Below are 20,424 nucleotides of genomic sequence, written 5' to 3'. Positions count from 1 at the left end.
CGGGGCTTTTTTATGGGTTGGACGTGCAGCCACCAATACGGCCGCATAAAAGTGTTTGTCGACCTGCAGACGAGCTGGACACGCGTCCACGTGAAGTCCAACCAATGGCCCGTGTAAAGCCGGACCAGATTTCGCCATCCGAGGCGTAACCCATCAAGAAACTGATTCGACCATAGTGTGCCTGGGTTTGCGTCCAGGTGCGCTGGGTTGCAGCATCGTATCCTTGGATAAAAATATGTTTATCCACAACCGATACATGATAGTGACTGCCTGCAAGGTCTTCGCAGCTGACTATTTGCCCCGTACTCATACAATTCACAGGTAAGCCATCGGCAAATGCAAAAGATGAGCACAGCAAGGAAGGGGCAAGTAGCAGAGACCAGGCAGGCGGTCTTTTCATAAGATAGAAAACCGTCAAACAGATTAGGTTGTTATCTTATAACCTATTTGCCTTGTGCCAGTAGCCTTTGCCATCAGCAGGATGATCCATAAAGGCATCAGAGCCTGTCATCATTCAGTCCGCTTGGATGTATCCAGCCACGTGCCCTGGCTCTGCTGTTCACAGAACGGCTTCAAGAAGCGTGCATCCGTAGCAATACCGTAATAATGGATGTCCTGTCTGTACGGCATGCCTTGTACTTGGGCGTTCTGGCAGATACCGAATCCGCCGGTAGGGCATTGTTCAGCAAAGGTAACCTCAACGTTCTGCTCTGCCAGTTGAGGCTTACAAAATCCATCATGAAATAGATTCGCTGGAATTGAGCGATTCTGCTGGCAGACTTTCACATCGACGCCTTTACCCTTGCTGTGGACCAGGCACGCTTCGGCCTGCACATAGAGCGGAACGAGGAAGGCTAGACAGGCAAGTAGGCGATACATAGAGGTAACCGGCTTAAATCGGCGACTCTACCACTGACCGAATCGAGACATAAACATGCTCAAGCATATACCTACCCACGTGATAACAGGACCTTTGGGGGCAGGCAAGACCAGCCTCATCCGGCATTTGCTGACGCAGCGTCCTCAACACGAGCGGTGGGCAGTGCTGGTCAACGAGTTCGGTCAGATAGGGCTTGATGCTGCGTTATTGCATACCACGGATGCCGGTATCTCATTGACTGAATTGCCGGGAGGGTGCCTGTGCTGCGTCAACGGCGCGCCATTGCAGATAGCCCTGGTGCAGTTGTTGCGCAGGGCTCAGCCCCAGCGCCTTTTCATTGAGCCGTCAGGGCTGGGGCATCCGGCTACATTGCTCAAGCAGCTCGCCGAAGGCACCTGGCAGGGCGTACTGGCGATTCAACCGGCAGTCATGGTGGTTGATGCTCACCGCTTGGCGAGCGGGGAACAGCTGCCTGATGCTCAACGTGAGGCGTTACCCGGGGTTGGGCTGCTGGTACTCAACAAGTCTGAGTTGTTGAATGACAGAAGCCGACAGGCGCTTCTAGCTTCCTTGCCCGACATCCAGTGGCAATGGACCCAGCAGGGAAGGCTGCCTTTTAATCTTTTGCCCGGAAGCGCTTGTATAGCTGGCCAACGTGCTCCCGATTCACTCCCAGTGCCTCCCCCTGGTCAGCAGGGACCATTACCTTCGCTGCTGTTACCTGGACAGCCCTTAAGGCAAATTCATGAGGCTGAAGGGCGCTTCGCCATAGGGTGGCGGTTTCACCATAGCAGCCAATTTAACCGCCAAGCAGTTCAGACATGGCTGGGCGCATTACCTGCACTGCTCAGGGCAAAAGCCATTCTGCATGCAGATGGGCAGTGGTGGAGCTTCAATCAAGCCAGTGGACAGGGTGAATGGCGGATCAGTGAGTGGCGCAAGGATAGCCGGGTAGAATTGATCTTCGAAACGGTCGTAGATGCAGCCGCCCTAGAGTCAGATTTGATGAATTACATGCAATAGGAATCCTGTTGTCGCTAAAAGTTGATAAATTCGTTATCTTAATGATAATGATTATTAAATCTGACCGCCTTTGTGGATCATTCCTATGTCGTTGACGTTGCCGGCGAGATCAAAATCGCCTGAGCAAGACCCTTCGCTGCAGCCTGAGCACCCTGCTGAATCGGCTGAAGGAGTACGTCTGTATGTCGTGCGCAGTGAGGTTGAGCCTGTTGATGGTGTAAATGCCAGCCGTACGGATCCAGGCGCAGAGATCATTTCGCTGCAAGGGTATTCACGAAGCGATGAGGTGCCTCCGCTGGAGGAGAACGTCGGCAATGCCGAGCCGACAACCGAAACAACGCCTCCTCGTCGTTGGTGGCTGGCCTCGGGGACTTCCTTTGTTATGCACGCGGCGCTGGCGGCTGCATTGTTTTTTGTCGTACAGACTCCGCCCGAACTCAAAATCAGCAAGGGTGATAGCCCAAGCGAGCTAAAGGTCAGCTTTATCCAGCTGCCCAAAAAGGAGCCTGCCCCGGAGCCTCCGGCAGCAGCGCCTACACCTCCGGCCCCACCAGAGCCCGAACCGCCTAAGCCGGAGCCTCCTAAGCCGGTTGAACCGCCCAAGCCCGTCGAACCACCCAAACCGGTAGTCGAAAAGCCCAAGCCAAAGCCGAAACCCAAGCCGGTTGAGCACACCCAGCAAAAACCGCTACCGGTCAAAAAGAAGCCTGAGCCCAAAGCAGAGCCTGAGCCAGCCCCTGCGCCTGCTGCACCGGCAGCAAGTGCTCCTACGCCTGCGGCTGCACCAAGCGCACCTGTTCAGGCACCCGTGGCCACGCCTGGCGCCAAGACCGCCGCTTCTGCAGGTCCCGCAGGCCTCCCTACTGGGAGCATCGACGACAGCGATATCCGTCCTTTGAAGATGGATCAACCCAAATATCCTGATGTGCTGCGTCGTCGCGGATTAAGCGGGGAGGTCAAAGTGCTATTTACCGTAACCGCAGATGGCCGTATTACTGATGTGGAAGTGCTGGAGTCGTCCAACAAGATGTTCGAGCGCTCCGTGCTCGATGCGTTGAGCAGCTGGCGCTTTGCTCCTCGCGTATCAGGTGGACAAATCGTACCGCGCAAGGCTACCAAGGTATTTATCTTCAAGCTGCAACGCCGCTAACGGCCGACAGGCTCCAATAAAAACGCCGCGGATAATCGCGGCGTTTTTGTTTAGGCCCTGATCAGCCAGATGAAGGAAGTACGTCTTCCTTGATCGCCTGATACCGCTCTTGCAACTCTCGGCGAATTTGCCGGCGTTGCTGTGCCTGTATGCAGCGGCGTTTCTCGTCGAACGTCTTGGGTTCCAGTTGAGGAACGGGGCAGGGCTTGCCGTCATCACCCAATGCAACCATCGTGAAGAAGCAGCTGTTGGTATGGCGTACCGAGCGCTGTTGAATGTTTTCCGTAATGACCTTTACACCGACCTCCATAGACGTCGTTCCGGTGTAGTTCACCGATGCCAAAAACGTAACCAATTCACCTACGTTGACCGGTTCGCGAAAGATCACCTGATCGACCGACAGTGTTACCACATAACGGCCTGCATAACGGCTGGCGCAGGCATAGGCCACTTCATCCAGGTGTTTAAGCAAGGCGCCACCATGCACCTTGCCAGAGAAGTTCGCCAAATCGGGCGTCATCAGAATGGTCATACTGAGCTGGTGATTACCGGCTTCCATATAGGCCTCGTCATATCCTCAAATCACCGGTAATTCCGGCGGCGTCAGTATGCAATGTTATGGCGATTTGCCATAGGATTCGTGCGTTAGCTATATCCGTCTTATGAGCGACCCGCCGACAACCCCCTATCGATAGGCATGTCTGCCCCCGAGATAGCAGAGGCCTGCGGCTGGCATAGGAAGTACACCAGTTCAGCGACTTCTTCAGGCTGGATAAAACGGGCCTGATCACCTTGCGGATACCGATTGAGCAAGTTGCGCCGGTAGCCGGTAGGATCGCCCTGGCCATAATGGGCCGCCTGAAAATCCAGCATGGGCGTATCGATATCGCCTGGGGAGACAGCATTGACCCGCACACCGTCCTTGGCCAGCTCAATGGCGAGGTTCTGGCTGAAGAAACGAATAGCGGCTTTAGCAGCGCCATAGGCGGCAGCACCCGAGACGGGTTGGCGACCCGCACCGCTCGAAATATTGATGATCGTTCCGCGGGTTTCCTTGAGAAACGGGATGGCAGCGGAGCACATGAAGAAGGTTGACTTGAGGTTGACCGACATGACGAGGTCATAATCCTCTTCGCTGAACGTCTCGACAGGGCCTTCGCGCCAGACACCTGCCGCATTGATCAGAGCATCGAGGCGGCCGGTACGCGCCATGACCTTGCTGATGAGGTTACGACAGCCTTCGGCCGTCCGTAGATCAGCTACGACGCTCGAATCCAGGGGAACATTGCCATTGAGATCATGCAGGCCATCCTTGTCCAGATCTGCCGCTGCAACGCGCCAGTGACTCTGTGAAAAACGCTGGGCCAGTGCTCGACCGAGCCCGCCAGCGGCACCAGTGATCAGAACGACAGGAGTGCTCATCCAGGGATTACCTTCTAGCGGAAAAGATAGCTATATCCAGACCTTGCGCAGCCGCTTACGTTCAGCGTCTGGCCTGCCATTCTTGTGCAATCCGCTACAAGCGTCTCGTAAAGCCTGCCAATAGCGGCAGGCTAACGCTATAGAGCTGATCAATGATCAGCTTTCCAGCCAGACATCCCGTGCCCAGATCCAGACGGAATCCCAGGTGTCATCGTCCAGCTCACCATCCGTCCAGAGCAGAACCTCGCCTTCCTGACTGACGGCGTAGTAGCCGTCACCGTCCTCACAAATGGGTATCAGATCGCGAGGTAGACCTTCCGACCAGGCTGTAGCGGCCACTTCAGGAAGGTAGGTATGGGACTGCGGATCGGTCACCGTTACGGGCTCGAGCTTGCCGTATACCACATCGCTGACGGTGAGAAGAAACTCGCGAAACTCGGGCGGAAGGCTGATCAACAGTTCTTCTTCGATTTCGACCAACAGGTCCTCATCGGGCAGCTCGAGCGGTACCGGAACAGGTTCGTTCTCTTCGCGCAGCCTTTCAATCACGTCTTCCATCAATACATCCTCTAATGCAGGGGTGCGTGTTATACCCTAGTCAAGAATATAAAAGATGGAAAAGGTGCCATCGAGAATGCGCTACCTGTACGAACAGCGCGACAAACGGTAGAAATGAAAAAGCCCGGCATGACCGGGCTTTTCTGAAACACAGAGCGATCAAGCGTTCTGACGGATACCGGCCAGCAGCCAGGGCTGGTTGCTACCTGCCAGGCGCTCCATACGCCAGCTTTCGCTGAAATTCTGACCCTGGTCGAAGCGAGACTCTTTCGACAAGCCAGAGAACGTGATGGTAGCGATGGTCTTACCTTCCAGCTCTTCCACGCCATCCAGCTCGGCCTGCAAGTTCTCGATGTAGGTGGACTGGAAGCCTTCACCCAAGCTGGCACGCTCATCTTTCAGCCACTGGAGCATCTGAGGCGTCACGAACTCGGCGATCTTGTCCATCTCGTTGGCATCCCAGTGCTGCTGCAGAGACATGAAGTGCTCACGGCCAGCTGCAACGAAACGCTCTGCATCAAACCAGGCAGGCGCATTCATGACTGGCGCGGCACCACCCTGGCCGAATCCGCCAGGCTGCTGTACAGGCGCTTCACGGTACATCGGTGCGTGGCCTGCTGGAGCGGGCTGATGCTGCTGATGTTGCTGCTGACGGCGGCGCGTGAATAGCTTGAACAGAACAAACGCTATCAGGGCCATGATCAGGAAGTCGAAGAACTGGAAGCCTTCGAAACCGTCGCCCATGAACATGGAAGCCAATAAGCCACCAGCGGCAAGACCCGCTAACGGACCCAGCCAGCGAGAAGCACCGCTAGCGGCTGGCGCCTGACGACCCGGTGCGGCTGCCGCTGCGCCTGGTTGCTGTTGAGGCGGTGCCGCCTGGCGTGTCTGGTGAATGGGAGCTGCACCAGCCGACTTGCCTCCACCCATGCGCTTGGCATTGGCATCAAGGCTCAGGGTCAGGCCCAGGCAGATGATCATGAAAAAACTCATTATGCGTTGCATCGTAAGATCTCTTATCGTGAACTACGTTGATGTCCATCTTGCGCCGGACATTGCGTAAGGGCTAGCGCTAATTGTTTCGGCTTTTTGCATGGTTTACTCAAGCCTTATCGTTTGCTGTTGGACTATTGCTTTATGCGCAATATTTCAAACCACTGGTCAGCTCCAAAAAAGCGTTAGCGCGTACTCAATTAGGGTGTTTTCTAAACATCGGCTGTGGCTAAAAGCACAGATCTGAAATTGATGGCTGAGCGCTATCATTTCATTACTACCTTGAGACGGTATGCTGTCCAAACCATTTGCATCTTGGGCTACGGGAGTGGAGTGTTGTGATGCAAGGGATGGTAGCTATCGCTTTACAAGGATACCGGCCTGTAAATGCCTGACAGAAGCAGTCGTGGCGGGGCTCGGTGAGTAGGGCACCTGAGCACCTCTATGCAGGGAATAGGCTTGTCTTGCATGCTTCGGCAATCTCCCACCGTTTGACAAGCCTTTTCCTTGCGCCTTCAACCCTAGGGTTTCAGCGCCAATAGCACCACGCCAAAACCGATTGCGCCAATGCCGCACCATTGGCGCAGCGTCAGCTTTTCGCCTAGCAGCAGTACACCGAATAGGGCAACGAGCACTACGCTCAGCTTGTCTACTGGCGCTACCAGCGAAGCGTTACCCATCTTCAAGGCTCGGAAATAACAGATCCAGGAGGCACCGGTAGCCAATCCAGATAACACAAGGAAGAGATAGCTCTTTGGCGAGATCGAGCTTAAGGGCTGATACTGGCGGGTCGCATAAACGATCAGCACAAGCGACAGGAGCACTACTCCAGTCCGCAACAAGGTAGCAAAGTCCGAATTGACCTGGGCAACGCCAATTTTGCCAAAAATGGCTGTGAGCGCCGCGAAAACGGCTGACAGCAATGCCCAGAAGAGCCAGGAAGACGCCACGCAATGTCCTTCTTTAAACAGTCAGGGCGACCTTGGCCGCCCTGAAGTATACGTTAAACCGGTTCCAGCTTGGCGTAGCTCACCATTAACCATTTGCTGCCTTCGGCGTCGAAATTCACCTGAACACGCGCATGTGGACCTGAGCCCTCGTAATTCAGAATGACCCCTTCGCCAAACAAGGCGTGATTGACCCGCTGGCCCAACGCAAACGTTGTATCCGGAATGGCGGCACCCGCAAACGGATTAGGCCGACCCGCACCGAACGGCTGCTTGACCGAATTAGACAGGCGGACTTCCTGAATCAGGTTTGGTGGCACCTCGCGGATAAAGCGCGAGAGCTTGTTGTAAGTCTCGGTTCCATGAAGCCGGCGCGTTTCCGCATAGGTCATCACCAGACGTTTCATGGCCCGGGTAATTCCCACATAGGCCAAGCGGCGTTCCTCCTCCAAGCGGCCGGACTCTTCCAGGCTCATCTTGTGAGGGAACAGGCCTTCTTCCATACCAGCCAGGAAGACCAGCGGAAACTCCAGACCCTTCGCACTGTGCAGTGTCATGAGCTGTACACAGTCTTCATGGCTGTCTGCCTGATTATCCCCAGATTCCAAGGCCGCATGGTCAAGGAAGTTAGCCAGGGGAGAACGATCATCGTCACCACTGAAATCAAAGGACTTCGCGGCGCTGATCAACTCCTCAAGGTTTTCGACCCGTGCCTGCCCTTTTTCGCCCTTTTCAGCCTTGTGATAGGCCACCAGCCCTGTCTGCTCGATCACGATCTGAGTCAGCGTATGCAGCGGGACATCTTCAGACTTGAGCCCCAGTTCATCGATCAACTCGACAAAAGCATTCAGACTGGATGCCGCCCGACCGGATACCGACTTGGTGCCGACCGCATCATGCAGTGCTTGCCACATGGAGTAGCCGTTTGTGCGTGCAGTGTTACGCAGGATCTCGACCGTCTTTTCACCAATGCCGCGGGGCGGGACATTGATGACACGCTCCAGCGCCGCATCGTCATGGCGATGACAGATCAAGCGTAGATACGCCATCGCATTCTTGATTTCGGCGCGTTCAAAGAAGCGTTGGCCGCCATAGATGCGATAGGGAATTTTTTCCCTCAGCAACGCTTCTTCCAATACCCGTGACTGGGCGTTGGAGCGATACAGAATGGCCATTTCGCTTAGCGAGAGACCCTTCTTCGATTCGCTTTCGATAGTTTCGACGATATAGCGGGCTTCATCGTGCTCGTTGAAGCCCGCGTAAAGGGTAATGGCTTCGCCTTCACCCGTATCTGTCCACAGCTCTTTACCGAGCCGATCGCTGTTATTGGCGATCAGGCCATTGGCTGCCTGCAAAATCGTGCTGGTGGAACGGTAATTCTGCTCCAGACGAATAATGGCGGCAGAGAAGTCCTGGTTGAACTGCTGGATATTCTCGATACGCGCGCCACGCCAGCCGTAGATGGACTGGTCGTCATCACCCACTACCATCAGGCTCTCTCCGCCCTGGGCGAGCAGCTTGAGCCATGCGTACTGCACGGCATTGGTATCCTGGAATTCATCTACCAGCACATGGCGGAAACGGCGCTGGTAATGGGCAAGCAAGTCCGGATTATCGCGCCACAGCTCCAAGGCACGGAGCAGCAACTCGGAAAAGTCGATGACGCCGGCACGAGCACACGCCGCTTCATACGCCTCGTAGATGCTGCGCATGGTGGCCAGGAACAGATCGCCACTGGCCTGGATATGCTGTGGACGTAGGCCTTCGTCTTTCTGACCGTTGATGAACCACTGCGCCTGCCGTGCCGGCCAGCGCTGCTCATCCAGCCCCAGATCCCGAATGACCCGCTTGACCAGGCGCTGCTGATCGTCGCTGTCCAGAATCTGAAAGTTCTGGGACAACTTGGCTTCCTGCCAATGAGCTCTGAGCAGACGATGGGCAAGCCCGTGGAACGTGCCGACCCACATGCCTTGCGGATTCATGTTCAGGAGCTGCTCGATCCGGTGGCGCATTTCGGCAGCGGCTTTGTTAGTAAAGGTCACCGCCAGGAGCGAGTGTGGCGACGCATGCTCGACCTGGATCAACCAGGCGATGCGGTGCACCAGCACCCGGGTTTTGCCGGAACCGGCACCCGCAAGCACTAACTGTCGGCCAAGAGGCGCCGCCACCGCTTCACGCTGGGCGGCATTCAGGGAATTCAGGAGGAGAGAGAGGTCATCATGCATGAGCACATTGTAACTACTCGCGCGCTGAACTGCATGGGCGGCTGGTCAGCTTCATGCGCGAACCGGCCGCTTTTTTATTGAAATTGCGGGTTTCGCGTGGTCGTACCTGCTTCCAGGTTGCGCATCAACAATCCATAACGGAGATCAATACCTTCCGGAACTGCCAGGTAGACGGTATGGCCACTGCCCGGAGCGGTTTCCAGGCGAATACCGCGGGCATTTTCCATCGCCTCGACTGAAAGATTCAGATTGCCGTTAGGCGTCATGACCTCGATGGAGTCGCCCAAGTCGAAGCGATTCTTTACGATTACTTCAGCCAGTCCGTTGCGACGTTCACCGGTCAACTCACCCACGAACTGCTGGCGCTCGGATACCGAATAGCCCTGGTTATAGTTCTGATATTCGTCGTGCACATGGCGGCGCAAAAAACCCTCGGTGTAACCGCGATGAGCCAATGACTCCAGGGTATCCATCAAGGATTTATCGAAAGGGCGACCCGCCGCTGCATCATCGATAGCCTTGCGATAGACCTGCGCCGTACGTGCCACGTAGTAATGAGACTTGGTCCGGCCTTCGATCTTGAGTGAGTGCACTCCCATCTTCGCCAACCGCTCAACATGGTGCACGGCTCGCAAGTCCTTGGAATTCATGATGTAGGTGCCATGCTCATCCTCATAGGCCTCCATCAACTCGCCGGGCCGACCCGCCTCTTCCAGCAAAAAGATCTTATCTGTAGGCGCACCAGAGCCTAGCGTTGGTTCCGGTACGTTGGGTGCAATAGGGTCATGGTGCTGCACGATAGCGCCTAATGCATCCTCTTTCCCTGGATGAGCCTTGTACTCCCAACGACAGGCATTGGTGCAGGTGCCCTGATTAGGGTCACGCCGGTTGATATAGCCGGACAGCAGGCAGCGTCCGGAATAAGCCATGCACAGCGCGCCGTGAACGAACACTTCCAGCTCCATTCCCGGCACCTGTTGGCGGATCTCTTCAATCTCCTCCAACGACAGTTCTCGGGACAGAATCACACGGGACAGACCTTGGCTCTCCCAAAACTTCACGCTCGCCCAATTCACCGCATTGGCTTGTACTGACAGATGAATCGGCATCTGGGGAAATGCCTGACGCACCAGCATGATCAAGCCAGGATCTGACATGATCAACGCATCCGGGCCCATCGCAATGACGGGCTCGATATCCTTCAGAAACGTCTTCAGTTTGGCGTTATGCGGCGCAATGTTCACTACCACATAAAATCGTTTGCCTTGCGCATGTGCCTCATTAATACCCAGCGCGAGGTGCTTATGGTCGAATTCATTATTTCTGACCCGAAGGCTATACCGTGGTTGCCCCGCGTAGACGGCATCCGCTCCATAAGCGAAGGCGTAACGCATGGATTTGAGCGTACCGGCAGGGGAGAGGAGTTCGGGTTTGAAGAAAGGTGTGATGCTCATGGAATAGCGACTTCAAAGCCATGAGCTTATGAGAGCAGGCTGTGGACTGTATTGATCCAAGTCTATAAACCTATTGATGCTGCTCGCAGTAAGGATTCGCTAACGCTTGGCGAACCCTTACTTGAATGCAATTAAGCGACTAGATTGCCCAGCAGCATTGCAAATCCCAGTACCCCCAACGGGAATGCCCAATATTGCATCGGAATCCAGAACAGGGTGTGGCGCTTACGCAGCTCAACGGTTTGTTGGGTTTCTGGGTCAATCAGGATCTTTCCCGGACGGCTATTAAGTTGCTTACCGAAATAGAAAACGGCCATAGCAGATGCAAGTAGCGTTAGCGGAAAAACGATGAGATTACTCGCGCCCAAAAAGCCACCTAGTAACGAGCCGATAAAGGCTACAAAAAGAGGAATAATGACGACTAAAAAACCAAAACCTTGCCATATTAAGAGCATATTTTATCTTCCTTGATTGGGTTGTTACACATTAACTACCATGTGGAGAGATCTTAAAATTCTGCCTTCATAAAATCTTCCCTCCATGCTATTCGAGAATTGCATAGATTTTTGAGAAAAATTCTTCATAATCGAAGATTATATCTTTATAACAAGCAAGGGGCGTATATTTTTTTAAAGTCTAGTCCATAGAGAATGCATGGTGCGCATATTTTAATTTAATCATATATAAATTCTAGCTATTTTAATAAAATATAGATAGGTTTATTGAATTTCTAGCTGAAGCTCTCCTCTTATACTTATTAAAGAATTATCTTTTACGCAGACGCTATTCTCAAATTCTATTATTAACTCTCCTAAAAAATCATTTGAGATAACTACTTTTTCATTGTTTTCTGAAAATTTTACTTTCCCTGTTAAAATTGTACTTGGAGAGTTTTCTATAGGTTGAAAAAAACCATTGGAAAATTCCTTATCGTTTATAAAAGCATACTTTAATCTAAAATTTACTGGTTCCTTGAATACTCCTATTAGGCTGCTATCGATACATCCTTCCTTAAGATATTTGTCATAGCTTTCCACTGTACATACTACTAACTTTCCTTTCAGAAAGATGGAGACTAATCTTTCATAACCTGTAGAAATGCAGTTTACTATTTCCATTATTATTTCATCTTTTCAAAAGACTTAGGGTCGCCAGGCATCATCGATTGTAGCTTTGAATTTTTAAGAATAATGATAACTCCTTTTTTAGGATTTTGAGACCCTGGTAAAAAATAGATATCCTTATTTTCAGGAAGTGATTTTGGAAAACCTTCTTTCTGAACCCTTAAAGCAGCCTTAGTAAAATTTTCAAAGCCCTCTACTGTAGGAGAGAAATTACCTTCGGCTAGCCCAAGTCTTTGTTCTAAGGAAGGAATTCTCTCGGGATATTTTTCCCAATAATCTGCAAAATGTTTAACTCCTTGGTTAGTACCATCAGGTAGCGTTCCCCAATCTTTTGAGTACTCGTTTTTTAGAATAGATTCTCCTAAGCCAGAACAATTTCCATTACCCTCACAAGCTAGTCCCAGCGGATCCACCCACCCCGTTGGGTTAGGCACATACTGGTAGTTATTCAACCCACCCGCTAGCTTGATCGGGTCAGGCGTCAGAAAGCAGCCCGTATTAGGATTGTAGTAGCGGTGCCGGTTGTAGTGCAGGCCGGTTTCCTGGTCAAAATATTGCCCCTGGAAGCGCAGAGGGTTTTCCAGTTCGGCGACTTCCAGTTTTGCCACATTACCGTAGGCGCGATACTTGGCAGACCAGACGATAGAACCCGCTGCGCTGGTCAGCTCCTGTGGTGTGCCGAGGTGGTCGAGCTGGTAGTAATAAGGTTCGGCTGCTTGCCCTTCACCGTGCAGCATTGCCAAGGGGCGGAACGTGCCGGGCTCGTAGATATAGCTACGGTAATGGTCTTGTCCGCTTTCGGCGATGAGCCGTTCGCCTTGCCAGAGAAACTCGGTAGTTTGGCCATCAACAGTTTTGGCGATGCGTCGGCCGAAGGCGTCGTAACGGTACTCGGCGATTTGCCCGTCAGGGAGTGTTACGGCAATCAGGCGGTGCTGGCTGTCATAGCGGTATTCAGTGACCAGGCGCTGGCCTGCGCCGCGTCGTTCACGAGTCAGATTGCCATAGGCGTCGTAATCGTAGTGGCTATCGCCTTGCATCAACAGACGGTTGCCTTTGACATTGGCGAGGCGTGCGCCTTCCTGTCCCGTCTGGCTAAGCAGGTTACCAGCGGGATCGTGGGCAAAGCTCTCGGGCAAATCGCCCCGAACCGCTATCAGTCGATCCAACGGATCGTAATGGAACTGCTTGTTACCCTTGCGGGAGTCTTCGATCGCAGCGAGATTGCCGTTGGCATCGTAGGCATAGCGACGTTGATAAGCGCTGCGCTCCTGTTGGCTGATACGATGGGCTTGGAGGCGCCCTTGCTCGTCATAGTGATAATGACTGAGCAGTGCGCCTTGCTGGCGGTATTGTTCACGTCCGCCCGGTAGGTATTGGTGGGCCGTTAGTGGCTGACCATTCAGGTCAATGGCGCTTAGCAGGCCGCCATTACGATAGCGGTAGTCAAGCAGGCTGCCATCCGGCAGGCGGCAATGGCTGAGCTGCCCAAGGGCATCATATTGATAACGGAATGTTGCCCAACCTTGATGCTCGGTAATAAGGCGATCCTGAAGATCGTACTCATAGGCGAGCGGCCATTGGCCGTCATCTACACTGACCAACCGGCCAAGCGCATCATAGACGTAATGAATTTTCTGATCGTCAGGAAGGGTTTTAACGAGCAACCGCCCAGCCGCGTCACGCTGGTAGCAGGTAACCCGCTGGCTGCCGTCTTCGCCGAATTCCGTTTTTTTGTCAGATGGCCGTTAAGGTCGTAGGCATAGGCTGTTGTACGGCCATCAAAGCCTGTCTCTTCTCGAATCAGGCCGTTGGGGTAGTAGTCGAGCTGGTAGTGCTCACCACGTTCGTTCTCTATCTCTGTCAATAACAGGCGAGCGTTGTCGTAGCGGTAACGCAACTGGCTGCCATCAGGGTTGATCCGGCGACTGACGAGGTGCAGGTTGTCCGCGTATTCGTAGCGGGTAACGCGTCCCAACTCATCCCGCTCGGCTGTTATTTTGCCGTATGCATTGTAGGTAAACGCGCGCGTCCCACCGCCCGGCAGCGTAACCTGACTGAGTCGGCCAACGGCGTCCCATTGATACTGGGTAACAGCGCCTGATTCGTCCTGTCGAGTGATTTGGCGGCCAAGAGCATCATACCGATAACGGCGCTGGCCACCGTCAGGCAGCAACTCTTCTATCAACTGGCCTTGGGGATTCCAGGTGAGTTCATGACGGCTACCATCAGGATGTTGAATACTGAGCAGGTTGCCCCGGCTGTCATAGTGGTAGTGAGTGGTGTTGCCGTCCGGATCCGTCTGAGCGGTAATATCACCTTGGGCATTACGCCGATATTTCCAGACAGCCTTGCCTCGGCTGACCGTGCGTACGAAGCCTTTATGGTATTCGTAATAGGTAGGCTCATCTTCAGGCGGAATGACAGCAATGAGATGACCCGCCTCGTCATGCTGGTATTCAGTGATAGCGCCTAGCGGATCTTTCTCGGCAATCAGCTGGCCTTTTTCATCGTATACCTTGTGATGCTTGGCGCCGTCCGGGTCGATCTGCTGGACGAGGCGAGCATTTTCATCATGTTGGTAGACCTGCTGGCTGCCGTCTGAGTGATGAACGGTAACGGTACCGTTGTCCTGCCAGACGTAACGTGTATCCATCTGGGAAAAATTGGCCCAGTGATGAACGCAACGGGACTGTTTTCCTTCGCCTTCCCATTCCCAGAAAAACGTTGCTCCGCCCGCTAGTTGACGCTCCTGGATAACGTGCTGGTCGTTGTAGCGATAATGCTCACTTTCACCTGCCGCATTGGTAGCAGACAGGAGCTGGTCTTGGGCGTTATACCCATAGGTGGCCAGGGTTTGGACGGTATGCCAACTCGCTTCTTCATTATCGGCAGGGCGGTAGACTTGATAATCAACCGCTACGATATTAGCGTGCTCATACGTGAAGCGCAGCGCGCGACCTGCAGTGTTCGTTAGGCGAACAATACGGTCTCTCGCATCGCGAGAAATACGTAAGACGTTGTTGTATGTGTCGCTTATCGAAATAAGACGCGCGCTTTGGCCTATTCGGCGGAAATGGTAAAAGCGAGACGTGGCACCCGCTTGCGCAAGAACCAGCTCGCTTGGGTCCTCACCAAGATAGATCGCTGCAGCGGAAAGCCGGTTCGTAATGGCAGGACGTTGCTGGCTTGGTAGCGGAAGCTCGGTGCGGCGATTCTCATGGTCTGTCCAGATAACCGTGTCGCCCTGAATGTCTAGCCGGTGGGCCAGACTATGGCTCCATCCATAGCCCAAGCCAACATTGTGCTCGACAGCACTGGTGCGATAGAGGCGAGACCAGGGAAAGGCGAGCACCCCATCCAGCTCTCCATCGGTCAGGGTAAGCAACTCCTCACCTGTAACCATGGAAACCGGACAGCCGTTAGTGCAGGTTTTGGCGCATTCCTGCGAAGGTTTGTCGTTAGGATCCTTAGCCGGCTTGGAGACGTCATCAACCTTTTCTTCGCGAGACAGACGCGTTTGACGCCGCGTTTTATTTCGGCTTGTTGTCGAGGCATTTTCAATCGTTTGGCTCAGCGTGTCGGCTGGGGTAGGGCGTTTGCTTGCAGGCGCCACCTTGGCGTTGATTTTACGGGCTGTATTCGCCTCGCTGATTTCACCATGGGCCGCTAAAGGCTTTAAGGTGTCTGCATGTACAGACAGGGCATGGGATTGACTTGCGTTGATTAACGTATCGGCAAGCTTGCTGATTAAAGCCGTCGCTTGACCAGACTTGAGTGTTTCCAAAGCTTTGGTGCCAACGCGGATTGCAAGCCCCGCACCGCCGCTCAAAATAATCCCGACGACAATATTGATTAAAAGCTCGCCGGTAAATTGAGCCAGTACTTCAACACATGTCTGAGGCGGTAACAGCTTGACCCAGCTAACAATTGCCGCCACGTAAATAAACATTAGTGGCTCATCACTAGCGATCAGTAAGGCTGTACTTAGCGATTCCTTGGAGGCGGTATAGAGCTTTTTCAGCTCGTCTGGACTCAAGTATTTAGCGAGCTTTTTAGCATTCTCATAAGGATGAGCAATCAATTGAAAAAGTGACTTTATGTCGTCCCAGAGCGAGAGTAGTGCATGCTCAAAGCCCTCTAGGGCAGCCTCCAGTTGGAATTTTAAACGTTGTCCCGAGTTAGCGCTTTGATAGGTGCTCCATAAAGGTTGGAATTGATTGGTCCATTCGCTTTGAAGCCATGCAGCAAGCTTTTGAATAACGCCTTGATAAGAGCTATATAGGGCTTCTACCTGAGCCTTCGTTACATTCGGGAAAAACGTAATGCGATAGAGCTGCCCACGCTTGCAGCCAGAAATGACTTTTATGCCGCTTGGGTCGATTTCATCATTAATGACGGGTCCTGTAACTTCATCTCCGTTCCAGGCTCTCGTGACAGGTTCCAGCCGTACGGGTGTATTGCCAATGGGAACAAAGCGGGCGGCTTCAAAAGCATGAACTAACGTGAACTCTCCATTCAGCGGGCACGTTGCGTAGTTCGTAACAGGGGAGGTGTAATCCTTGTCTTTGCTAATGCTTAACTCATCGCCAATCTTGAACGTTTGATCGGCATCCAATGCCCAACCGGTCCAGAGGCTTTCTGCTAGCTCTTTATAGGTGCCTAGGCAGCTTTTGAATTCAGAGATTACTTTGCTTGCGTCAGGTGACTCGGCACCCAAACCAATAAACGAGAACGAGCCGAGCCGAGGAATCATAGCGAAGCATCCTTTTCAAGTTGAGCGATAAGTTGCGCCGTATCGTCCATGTCTGTTTCCTGGCGCTGAACAAAGCGTTTGATCTTTTGTAAAAGATTGATTTCTGGGAATTTAAAGTAAATGTCTGGGTGATTTTCTTGAATGTGCTGCATCAGGTTATCGATCAGCGTTGAGGCATCGTTTTCATGCAATGCATCAAGTACCGTCTGGGGCACGTTCCACCAAGGGTATGTTCGAGCGGTTTGGTAAGTACTTGGGGTTATGCTGGCGTTGAATTGATTAACCCAGTACTGATCGAAGCAAGGTAATACGGTAGAGAACTGCTGATTCAGGGTCTGAATCACAGGGATCAGATGCCGGCCATCCCAAAAGCGGAAAAACACTTCGCTACCGTCTGGCATAAAGACTTTGGTCAGACTCTTGAGGTGCTCGACGATAGCTGCTGGCTCGTGCGTGGCTAGGGCTAGCCATCCCCAGTCTTTATATTTTTCCTGAGCGGCCCAATCCAGAAATGTACTGTTTAGACTGAGCCTACCTAGGTAGGGCATCACCGGCTGCCAGTCAGCGTAGGGGGTACCTTCCCAAATGGGCAAAGGGACAAAAGCTTCACGAGCTTCGTAATAGGCCTTCAGTGGATTGGCATCGCTGGTGTTACTCATCACGACATAAAGGGATGAGTTATCAGTTGACTGTTGAGCCAACCACTCTTGAGGGGTAAGCAAATTATCAGAGTGCACAGAACCCCTCCTTGCACTTTTCGCATTCTTCACAGAAGGGTGCGTTACGCTTGAAGGTATTGATCTGTGCAGGTGTTAGCAGGGCACCTGCCTTGTCTGCGTCGGCTGGCCTTACCGGTCCCGGCAGCAGAGGGGATGCACCGGTTCCACTGCCTGCGTTGCCTCCAGAGTTGATGCGGACCGTTGGGCCGACGATAGTGATGCCGCTGGCGTCCAGCTTGATGAAGCTACCGCCGGCCTTGAACGTAAGCTCGCTGCCAGCCTCCAAAACAACCTTCAAACCGCTGGATAAATGGATTTCCTGCCCCGCATTGACGAATTGACCCGTACCGATCTTGATATGCTGGTTTTGCCCTACGGTGAGGTGGTCGTTGGTCTTGACCTCAACCTTGCGGTCCGCATCCGTGGTGCGATGTTCCTCAGCCTTGTATTCCGTGTAGCTGTTGGCCTCGACAATGTCGTGTCGCTCATGCCCTACGCGGATCTTCTGATCATGCTCGATGTTCTCGTCCCAGTCCCGCTGAGCATGAACATAGATCTGCTCCTGGCCTTTCTTATCCTCAATGCGCAGCTCGTTATAGCCACCGCCGCCCGGTGTGCTCAGGGTCTTGAAAACGCTGCGGGTCTTGTTGGCCGGCAGGTCATAGGGCACCTGATGTTCCATGTGGAACAGGCAGCCCGTGACCAGGGGCTGGTCCGGGTCGCCTTCCAGGAAGGTGACCAGTACTTCCATGCCGATGCGAGGAATGGCGATACCGCCGTAGCGATCACCCGCCCAGCTGGACGAGACGCGTAACCAGCAGCTGGTCTGCTCGTTGGCCTGGCCTTCACGGTCCCAATGAAACTGCACCTTGACCCGACCGTACTCATCGCAATGGATCTCTTCGCCCTTGGGTCCGGTGACCACCGCGGTCTGGCTGCCCAGGATCTTGGGCTTGGGATGCTCAAGCGCAGGGCGGAAGGGCACGTCCCAGGGCGTAGCTGTGAAGCGGTTGCGGTAGCCCTGGGTAAAGCCGTCGTGCTTGTCCACATCGCTGGTAACCGACTCTTCCAGCACCTGGGGCTGCTTGCCCTCATGCCAGATGCCGGTCAGTAGCCAGAGCTGGTTCCAGTCGCGGCGGGGATGCTCGGACAGTTCCAGGAAGTGACCGGTCACCAGCTGAGGCTGATCGCTTTCACCTTCGGCCAGCTGATAGTCGCTGCGGTGACGCTCAAGGGCGCGCTGGGCGAGGTGCTTGCCGCGGGTGCGATCGGTAAAGCGGCCCGGGTAGTCATAGTCTTCCAGGTCGGGCTTGGCCTCGCTCTTGTAGGCGGCCTCCATGCGCAGTCGTGGCTGCTCGAAGTCATAGTCGCGGCGGGAGACACGGGCGGTACGGGTTTCCAGGCGCACACCAAAGCGCTTGACCACCGGCTCATCTGCTACCAGACCGGAGCCCTGCACATAGGCGGTAGGTGGGGTCAGCCTGGGAAAGCCGGTCTGGTCATCACCAAACACCAGGACGTGGTTATCCTGGGTATGCTCGAAGTGATAGTGCAGGCCTTCCTCTTCGCAGAGCCGCTGAATGAAGTGCAGGTCGGTCTCATCGTACTGGACGCAATATTCGCGAGGCGGATAGACCGTTGGCCCCAGCTGGAAACGGTAGGCGTCCGCCAGGATGCCGTGGTCTTCGAGCACCTGGGCGATGATCTGCGGAACGGTGAGCTTTTGGAAGATGCGCTGGTTGGTACGGTGCGCAAGGTAAGTCAGACGCGGCACCAGCACGACGTGATAGCGGGTGAGGCGCTTGCCGGCATCGCCCTGGCCGATCTGGTAGAGCTGACCATGCACGCCGTTACCGCTGGGCGAGAAGGCCAGAAAGGCGCGCTGATGCAGTAGGGCTTCAAGGTCGAGGTCGGGGCGTTCGCTGACTAGCTCAATGTCAAAGCGAAAGGGCTGGCTGATCGACTCCTGCCCCGTAAAACTCAGGACTTGGAAATCAGGCGTGACCCCATCTGAGGTCGATCCGTGAATGGATAGCGAAAAGTGAGTCGTATTCGCTGGGTTGAACATTCCGTGTTCCTCCAGATGGTCGTCGCAAAAACAATTTCGGCCAGGAAACCTGGCCGAAAAGGCTAACCGTACTAGCATGGAATGAGCCAATGCCAGACATCATGGCGCTTGACTCATTGTGCCACCTCAATCGGTTAGCAGGCAGTGAATCGGGTCTGTTTCTGACCAATCGGCTTCTGGAGGGGATCAGAAGCCGACACCGATTCACACCTGTCTGACGGATCGCCGCGAAATTAAGCGGAGATCGGGGAGCGCCAGTCGTCGGAGCCGGAAGTGCCGGATACTTCGTGAGTCCAGACGATCTTGCGGTACGTGAAGTACACGTCTTCCAGGTGAGTGAAATGAGCCATGTTCGGGTCCTGGCAGTTCGGCATGCGGGACTGCACGTCAACGATGATGGCGTCTTCCAGCTCGATGGTGAAGTAGTGTTCCTGAGTACCAGTAGCAGAAGTGCGGTACCACTCCAGGCGGCACTTGCTCAGGCGCTCGCCGGAGGTCAGTGCGTTGAAGATCAGCGGAGAGGACTTGTCGAAGACCTTGGTGATCATCAGCGGCTTGTGTACACGCTGACCAGTCGGCTGACCGGACTGCGGATCGCGTGGGATGATGACCTGGTGATTGAAAGCCTGAACCAGAATCTGGTCTTCATGGCCTTCCTGGAAGATGTTGCCGACGGAGTCTTCCGTGAAGGTGCCTGCAGTGATCAGACCTTGCTTGGTGCCTTCGAGGGACAGATACGCGGGTGTTGGCATGATGCTCTCCTTGCCTGAATAGTGGGCCCTTGGCCCGGGAGCCATACCTATTACAAACCCTGTGCCAATAAAATAAATTCCTTATTAATCAATCAGTTATGATTTAATGAAGTGTGTGCTGCATGAGCTTTGCGACAGCTGTCACATAAAGGTGCGCAGCTTTTTGCGCATTGAGGCAGAAATCTTGCGCACTACGCTAGAAGCGAGTGAACTCGCCTTGTCTGTGCTTTTTTCAAGGATGTGGACGGGTGAGGGTGTGCCAAAAGTTGCGCTGTAGACGGGTTGTCTTATGGCTTCAGTGCAAAGATGTCTATTACGCGAAATACTAAGTGAATGAATGACCTGGCGTCGAT

Annotated in this window: 16 protein-coding genes and 1 pseudogene; 2 read left to right on the top strand and 15 right to left on the bottom strand. The window is 53.8% G+C overall.

Annotation, left to right across the window (positions count from 1 at the left end; translation table 11 throughout):
- Window positions 1-10 precede the first annotated feature (10 nt).
- Together GM154_RS05570 and GM154_RS05565 are read right to left on the bottom strand one after the other, a co-directional pair.
- Entirely contained in the window at window positions 11-310 is a 300-nt protein-coding gene (locus GM154_RS05570; RefSeq protein ID WP_125912912.1) for a glutamine synthetase, read from the bottom strand.
- Window positions 311-510: 200 nt separating this feature from the next.
- Window positions 511-879: an NADH:ubiquinone oxidoreductase gene (locus tag GM154_RS05565; protein ID WP_074820912.1), complete on the bottom strand. Its 369-nt coding sequence runs from the start codon at window positions 877-879 to the stop codon at window positions 511-513.
- A gap of 55 nt (window positions 880-934) precedes the next feature.
- Here GM154_RS05565 and GM154_RS05560 point away from each other — a divergent pair, with 55 nt between their 5' ends.
- Both GM154_RS05560 and GM154_RS05555 read left to right on the top strand, forming a co-directional pair.
- The gene (locus GM154_RS05560) at window positions 935-1,903 is read left to right on the top strand and encodes a GTP-binding protein (RefSeq protein ID WP_219651289.1); all 969 of its coding nucleotides are present in this window, start codon (window positions 935-937) and stop codon (window positions 1,901-1,903) included.
- A gap of 85 nt (window positions 1,904-1,988) precedes the next feature.
- Window positions 1,989-3,053 carry an energy transducer TonB gene (locus tag GM154_RS05555; protein ID WP_010796321.1) on the top strand — a complete coding sequence of 355 codons (1,065 nt, stop codon included), beginning with the start codon at window positions 1,989-1,991 and terminating at the stop codon, window positions 3,051-3,053.
- Between the two features lie 61 nt (window positions 3,054-3,114).
- On the opposite strand, the gene GM154_RS05550 is transcribed toward GM154_RS05555, so the two are convergent.
- The 13 genes and pseudogenes from GM154_RS05550 to GM154_RS05490 form a co-directional block, all read right to left on the bottom strand.
- Window positions 3,115-3,612, bottom strand: a complete 498-nt coding sequence (locus GM154_RS05550; protein ID WP_010796320.1) for an acyl-CoA thioesterase — start codon at window positions 3,610-3,612, stop codon at window positions 3,115-3,117.
- A gap of 101 nt (window positions 3,613-3,713) precedes the next feature.
- Window positions 3,714-4,475 (bottom strand): SDR family NAD(P)-dependent oxidoreductase, encoded by a 762-nt coding sequence (locus GM154_RS05545; protein WP_010796319.1) that lies wholly within the window; start codon window positions 4,473-4,475, stop codon window positions 3,714-3,716.
- A gap of 156 nt (window positions 4,476-4,631) precedes the next feature.
- Window positions 4,632-5,033, bottom strand: a complete 402-nt coding sequence (locus GM154_RS05540) for an SMI1/KNR4 family protein (RefSeq protein WP_010796318.1) — start codon at window positions 5,031-5,033, stop codon at window positions 4,632-4,634.
- Window positions 5,034-5,192: 159 nt separating this feature from the next.
- Window positions 5,193-6,038, bottom strand: a complete 846-nt coding sequence (locus GM154_RS05535; protein ID WP_010796317.1) for a Tim44 domain-containing protein — start codon at window positions 6,036-6,038, stop codon at window positions 5,193-5,195.
- A gap of 509 nt (window positions 6,039-6,547) precedes the next feature.
- Window positions 6,548-6,976: an EamA family transporter gene (locus GM154_RS05530; protein ID WP_122041228.1), complete on the bottom strand. Its 429-nt coding sequence runs from the start codon at window positions 6,974-6,976 to the stop codon at window positions 6,548-6,550.
- Between the two features lie 53 nt (window positions 6,977-7,029).
- On the bottom strand, window positions 7,030-9,198 hold the full coding sequence (uvrD, locus tag GM154_RS05525) for a DNA helicase II (RefSeq protein ID WP_219651535.1): 2,169 nt from the start codon (window positions 9,196-9,198) through the stop codon (window positions 7,030-7,032).
- Window positions 9,199-9,272: 74 nt separating this feature from the next.
- Window positions 9,273-10,652, bottom strand: coding sequence for a tRNA 5-hydroxyuridine modification protein YegQ (gene yegQ, locus GM154_RS05520; protein WP_219651287.1), 1,380 nt, complete (start codon window positions 10,650-10,652; stop codon window positions 9,273-9,275).
- Between the two features lie 131 nt (window positions 10,653-10,783).
- On the bottom strand, window positions 10,784-11,107 hold the full coding sequence (locus tag GM154_RS05515; protein ID WP_219651285.1) for a hypothetical protein: 324 nt from the start codon (window positions 11,105-11,107) through the stop codon (window positions 10,784-10,786).
- Between the two features lie 264 nt (window positions 11,108-11,371).
- Window positions 11,372-11,770, bottom strand: a complete 399-nt coding sequence (locus tag GM154_RS05510; RefSeq protein WP_219651284.1) for a hypothetical protein — start codon at window positions 11,768-11,770, stop codon at window positions 11,372-11,374.
- A gap of 2 nt (window positions 11,771-11,772) precedes the next feature.
- Window positions 11,773-16,532: pseudogene (locus tag GM154_RS05505) on the bottom strand (RHS repeat-associated core domain-containing protein).
- Window positions 16,529-17,269 carry a DUF4123 domain-containing protein gene (locus GM154_RS05500; RefSeq protein ID WP_219651283.1) on the bottom strand — a complete coding sequence of 247 codons (741 nt, stop codon included), beginning with the start codon at window positions 17,267-17,269 and terminating at the stop codon, window positions 16,529-16,531. Before GM154_RS05500 ends, GM154_RS05505 begins: the two are co-directional and overlap by 4 nt.
- The gene (gene tssI / locus GM154_RS05495) at window positions 17,259-19,319 is read right to left on the bottom strand and encodes a type VI secretion system tip protein TssI/VgrG (protein ID WP_219651282.1); all 2,061 of its coding nucleotides are present in this window, start codon (window positions 19,317-19,319) and stop codon (window positions 17,259-17,261) included. The genes GM154_RS05500 and tssI overlap by 11 nt, the downstream gene beginning before the upstream one ends.
- A gap of 233 nt (window positions 19,320-19,552) precedes the next feature.
- Window positions 19,553-20,071: an Hcp family type VI secretion system effector gene (locus tag GM154_RS05490; protein WP_010796308.1), complete on the bottom strand. Its 519-nt coding sequence runs from the start codon at window positions 20,069-20,071 to the stop codon at window positions 19,553-19,555.
- Window positions 20,072-20,424: the final 353 nt, after the last annotated feature.

The organism is Pseudomonas sp. MAG002Y (assembly GCF_019400845.1).
In the GTDB taxonomy this organism is placed as follows: Bacteria; Pseudomonadota; Gammaproteobacteria; order Pseudomonadales; family Pseudomonadaceae; genus Chryseomonas; species Chryseomonas luteola.
This window is presented reverse-complemented; position numbering and strand designations above follow the sequence as displayed.